We start from the raw sequence: 5586 nt of genomic DNA, 5'->3' as shown, positions 1-5586 counted from the left end.
AGTCGGATAAGGTTGTGAAGTTGCCCTGCTGTGCTGGCCTTGGTGGTTGGTGGGTGGGTGCGTCCGATCCTTGAGAACTCAACAGCGTGCACTTGTCAAATGCCAAATAACCTCGTCGGTCAGTTTTTCTGATCGTTGGGATTCCTTTGGATCAATTTATGGATGTCAGTGACATTCGTTTTTGGTCAGTTTCGAACTCGCTTCCTTTGGCTCGTTTTCCCGAGTTTTTGGTTGCATCATTTTTTTATGGAGAGTTTGATCCTGGCTCAGGATGAACGCTGGCGGCGTGCTTAACACATGCAAGTCGAACGGTGAACCAGGTGCTTGCACTTGGGGATCAGTGGCGAACGGGTGAGTAACACGTGAGCAACCTGCCCCGGACTCTGGGATAAGCGCTGGAAACGGCGTCTAATACTGGATATGAGCAGCGGCCGCATGGTCAGCTGTTGGAAAGATTTTTTGGTTCGGGATGGGCTCGCGGCCTATCAGCTTGTTGGTGAGGTAATGGCTCACCAAGGCGTCGACGGGTAGCCGGCCTGAGAGGGTGACCGGCCACACTGGGACTGAGACACGGCCCAGACTCCTACGGGAGGCAGCAGTGGGGAATATTGCACAATGGGCGGAAGCCTGATGCAGCAACGCCGCGTGAGGGATGACGGCCTTCGGGTTGTAAACCTCTTTTAGCAAGGAAGAAGCGAAAGTGACGGTACTTGCAGAAAAAGCGCCGGCTAACTACGTGCCAGCAGCCGCGGTAATACGTAGGGCGCAAGCGTTATCCGGAATTATTGGGCGTAAAGAGCTCGTAGGCGGTCTGTCGCGTCTGCTGTGAAATCCCGAGGCTCAACCTCGGGCCTGCAGTGGGTACGGGCAGACTAGAGTGCGGTAGGGGAGATTGGAATTCCTGGTGTAGCGGTGGAATGCGCAGATATCAGGAGGAACACCGATGGCGAAGGCAGATCTCTGGGCCGTAACTGACGCTGAGGAGCGAAAGGGTGGGGAGCAAACAGGCTTAGATACCCTGGTAGTCCACCCCGTAAACGTTGGGAACTAGTTGTGGGGTCCATTCCACGGATTCCGTGACGCAGCTAACGCATTAAGTTCCCCGCCTGGGGAGTACGGCCGCAAGGCTAAAACTCAAAGGAATTGACGGGGACCCGCACAAGCGGCGGAGCATGCGGATTAATTCGATGCAACGCGAAGAACCTTACCAAGGCTTGACATACACGAGAACGCCCTAGAAATAGGGAACTCTTTGGACACTCGTGAACAGGTGGTGCATGGTTGTCGTCAGCTCGTGTCGTGAGATGTTGGGTTAAGTCCCGCAACGAGCGCAACCCTCGTTCTATGTTGCCAGCACGTAATGGTGGGAACTCATGGGATACTGCCGGGGTCAACTCGGAGGAAGGTGGGGATGACGTCAAATCATCATGCCCCTTATGTCTTGGGCTTCACGCATGCTACAATGGCCGGTACAAAGGGCTGCAATACCGTGAGGTGGAGCGAATCCCAAAAAGCCGGTCCCAGTTCGGATTGAGGTCTGCAACTCGACCTCATGAAGTCGGAGTCGCTAGTAATCGCAGATCAGCAACGCTGCGGTGAATACGTTCCCGGGTCTTGTACACACCGCCCGTCAAGTCATGAAAGTCGGTAACACCTGAAGCCGGTGGCCCAACCCTTGTGGAGGGAGCCGTCGAAGGTGGGATCGGTAATTAGGACTAAGTCGTAACAAGGTAGCCGTACCGGAAGGTGCGGCTGGATCACCTCCTTTCTAAGGAGCTTCTGGCACTTTCGGGTGTCCAGGCCCCAGATCGAGACGGATGTTCTCGCTGGGAGCTCATGGGTGGAACATTTGACGTGGTGCCGGTCGGGGGATCCCGGGCTCAGTACGCCGCTTGCGGTGGGAACGGTTCGGGTGATGCTGTCGGCACATGCACGCTGTTGGGTCCTGAGGGACCGGAAGCAGGAACGGTTGTTTCTGTGACTGAGCTCTCTGGGCCCATCCTTCATGCCGGCTGGTCTGGCTGCGGGGTGGGTACCGCCCGTACTTTGAGAACTACACAGTGGACGCGAGCATCTTCGAGACGACTTTTGTCGTCTTGTAATGATGATCTTAAAGATCATTAGTCAATTTCTCGTTCGAGCTTTCGGGCTCGGACGCGATTCTTGATGAAACTCATGTGATTTCAAGTCTTTAAGAGCAAACGGTGGATGCCTTGGCATCTGGAGCCGAAGAAGGACGTAGCAATCTGCGATAAGCCTCGGGGAGTGGATAAGCACACTGTGATCCGAGGATGTCCGAATGGGGAAACCCCGCTGGGCGGCGTGCCGACCTAGTGACTCCCGCCTGAATATATAGGGCGGGTAGAGGGAACGTGGGGAAGTGAAACATCTCAGTACCCACAGGAAGAGAAAGCAACCGCGATTCCGTTAGTAGTGGCGAGCGAAACCGGAACAGGCTAAACCGAGTACGTGTGATATCCGGCAGGAGTTGCGTGTTCGGGGTTGTGGGACTTTCCGCGCTGTTCTGCCGAGCAGTGAACGTGATGCGTCGATATAGGTGAACGGTCTTGAAAGGCCGGCCAGAGTGGGTGCCAGCCCCGTAACCGAAATGTCGGACGCAGCGTGGAGAGTATCCCAAGTAGCACGGGGCCCGAGAAATCCCGTGTGAATCTGTCAGGACCACCTGATAAGCCTAAATACTCCCAGATGACCGATAGCGGACAAGTACCGTGAGGGAAAGGTGAAAAGTACCCCGGGAGGGGAGTGAAATAGTACCTGAAACCGTTTGCTTACAAACCGTTGGAGCAGCCCTAGCAGCTGTGACAGCGTGCCTTTTGAAGAATGAGCCTGCGAGTTAGCGATATGTGGCGAGGTTAACCCGTGTGGGGTAGCCGTAGCGAAAGCGAGTCTGAATAGGGCGATTCAGTCGCATGTCCTAGACCCGAAGCGAAGTGATCTATCCATGGCCAGGCTGAAGCGACGGTAAGACGTCGTGGAGGGCCGAACCCACTTAGGTTGAAAACTGAGGGGATGAGCTGTGGATAGGGGTGAAAGGCCAATCAAACTTCGTGATAGCTGGTTCTCTCCGAAATGCATTTAGGTGCAGCGTTGCGTGTTTCTTGCCGGAGGTAGAGCTACTGGATGGCCGATGGGCCCCACCAGGTTACTGACGTCAGCCAAACTCCGAATGCCGGTAAGTGAGAGCGCAGCAGTGAGACTGTGGGGGATAAGCTTCATAGTCGAGAGGGAAACAACCCAGACCACCAACTAAGGTCCCTAAGCGCGTGCTAAGTGGGAAAGGATGTGGAGTTGCTCAGACAACCAGGAGGTTGGCTTAGAAGCAGCCACCCTTGAAAGAGTGCGTAATAGCTCACTGGTCAAGTGATTCCGCGCCGACAATGTAACGGGGCTCAAGCACGCCACCGAAGTTGTGGCATTGACATTATTGGTAGGCCTTCGTGGTCCAGCCGTGTTGATGGGTAGGAGAGCGTCGTGTGGCGAGTGAAGCGGCGGGGTGACCCAGCCGTGGACGCCACACGAGTGAGAATGCAGGCATGAGTAGCGAAAGACGTGTGAGAAACACGTCCTCCGAAAGACCAAGGGTTCCAGGGTCAAGCTAATCTTCCCTGGGTAAGTCGGGACCTAAGGCGAGGCCGACAGGCGTAGTCGATGGACAACGGGTTGATATTCCCGTACCGGCGAAGAACCGCCCCAATCAATCCAGTGGTGCTAAGTGCCCGAATCCGTAGTTACGATCCCTTCGGGGTGAGGGCTGCGGCCTAGCGCACGACCCCATGCTGGTGCGGTTAGCGTATTAACAGGTGTGACGCAGGAAGGTAGCCCAACCCGGGCGATGGTTGTCCCGGGGCAAGTGCGTAGGCCGAGGAATAGGCAAATCCGTTCCTCATACAGGCTGAGACACGATGCGGATGAAAAGTGGGTGATCCTATGCTGCCAAGAAAAGCATCGACGCGAGGTTCTAGCCGCCCGTACCCCAAACCGACTCAGGTGGTCAGGTAGAGAATACCAAGGAGATCGAGAGAATCGTGGTTAAGGAACTCGGCAAAATGCCCCCGTAACTTCGGGAGAAGGGGGGCCTTCGACGTATTAGGACTTGCTCCGAAAGCGTTTGGAGGCCGCAGAGACTAGTGGGTAGCGACTGTTTACTAAAAACACAGGTCCGTGCCAAGTCGCAAGACGATGTATACGGACTGACGCCTGCCCGGTGCTGGAAGGTTAAGAGGACCGGTTAGCCGCAAGGCGAAGCTGAGAATTTAAGCCCCAGTAAACGGCGGTGGTAACTATAACCATCCTAAGGTAGCGAAATTCCTTGTCGGGTAAGTTCCGACCTGCACGAATGGCGTAACGACTTCCCAACTGTCTCAACCGCGAACTCGGCGAAATTGCATTACGAGTAAAGATGCTCGTTACGCGCAGCAGGACGGAAAGACCCCGTGACCTTTACTACAGCTTGGTATTGGTGTTCGGTGTGGCTTGTGTAGGATAGGTGGGAGACTTTGAAGCGGTGACGCCAGTTACCGTGGAGTCGTTGTTGAAATACCACTCTGGTCACTCTGGATGTCTAACTTCGAACCGTAATCCGGTTCAGGAACAGTGCCTGGTGGGTAGTTTAACTGGGGCGGTTGCCTCCCAAAAAGTAACGGAGGCGCCCAAAGGTTCCCTCAACCTGGTTGGCAATCAGGTGGCGAGTGTAAGTGCACAAGGGAGCTTGACTGTGAGACTGACAGGTCGAGCAGGGACGAAAGTCGGGACTAGTGATCCGGCAGTGGCTTGTGGAAGCGCTGTCGCTCAACGGATAAAAGGTACCTCGGGGATAACAGGCTGATCTTGCCCAAGAGTCCATATCGACGGCATGGTTTGGCACCTCGATGTCGGCTCGTCGCATCCTGGGGCTGGAGTAGGTCCCAAGGGTTGGGCTGTTCGCCCATTAAAGCGGTACGCGAGCTGGGTTTAGAACGTCGTGAGACAGTTCGGTCCCTATCCGCTGCGCGCGTAGGAAGTTTGAGAGGATCTGACCCTAGTACGAGAGGACCGGGTTGGACGAACCTCTGGTGTGTCAGTTGTTCCGCCAGGAGCACCGCTGATTAGCTACGTTCGGGATGGATAACCGCTGAAAGCATCTAAGCGGGAAGCCGGCCTCAAGATGAGACTTCCATACCCCTCGGGGTGAGAGGCTCCCAGCCAGACTACTGGGTTGATAGGCCAGATGTGGAAGCACGGCAACGTGTGCAGCTGACTGGTACTAATAAGCCGATGACTTGACAATCACCCCACCCCCACCCGGGGTGGGCCTGATGCCCGCGTCCACTGAGTGGTTCTCGATGTACGGTCGAGAACCGCACCAACAACGACACACGTCGTGGTGCAGACTGAAACATCAACAGAGTTTCGGCGGCCATAGCGAGAGGGAAACGCCCGGTCCCATTCCGAACCCGGAAGCTAAGCCTCTCAGCGCCGATGGTACTGCAGGGGGGACCCTGTGGGAGAGTAGGACACCGCCGGACACCCATTACGCCAAATGGCCACCCAACGCAGGGTGGCCATTTCGCGTTAACACCCACACAC

General features: G+C 55.7%; 3 rRNA genes. All 3 read left to right on the top strand.

The annotated features are described in order from the left end of the window. The first annotated feature begins 243 nt into the window (after nucleotides 1–243). The 3 genes from ACFQ0P_RS16400 (at nucleotide 244) to rrf (ending at nucleotide 5525) form a co-directional block, all read left to right on the top strand. Nucleotides 244–1768 (top strand): 16S ribosomal RNA (locus tag ACFQ0P_RS16400). A 413-nt stretch (nucleotides 1769–2181) separates the two neighbouring features. Further along, nucleotides 2182–5287 (top strand): 23S ribosomal RNA (locus ACFQ0P_RS16395). A gap of 121 nt (nucleotides 5288–5408) precedes the next feature. Next, nucleotides 5409–5525, top strand: a 5S ribosomal RNA gene (gene rrf / locus ACFQ0P_RS16390). Together the 16S, 23S and 5S rRNA genes form the textbook arrangement of a ribosomal RNA operon. Nucleotides 5526–5586 lie beyond the last annotated feature (61 nt).

This window comes from Microbacterium insulae (assembly GCF_042677065.1).
Lineage (GTDB): Bacteria > Actinomycetota > Actinomycetes > Actinomycetales > Microbacteriaceae > Microbacterium > Microbacterium insulae.
Note: the sequence above shows the minus strand (reverse complement) of the source record. Positions and strands in the feature narration are given on the sequence as shown.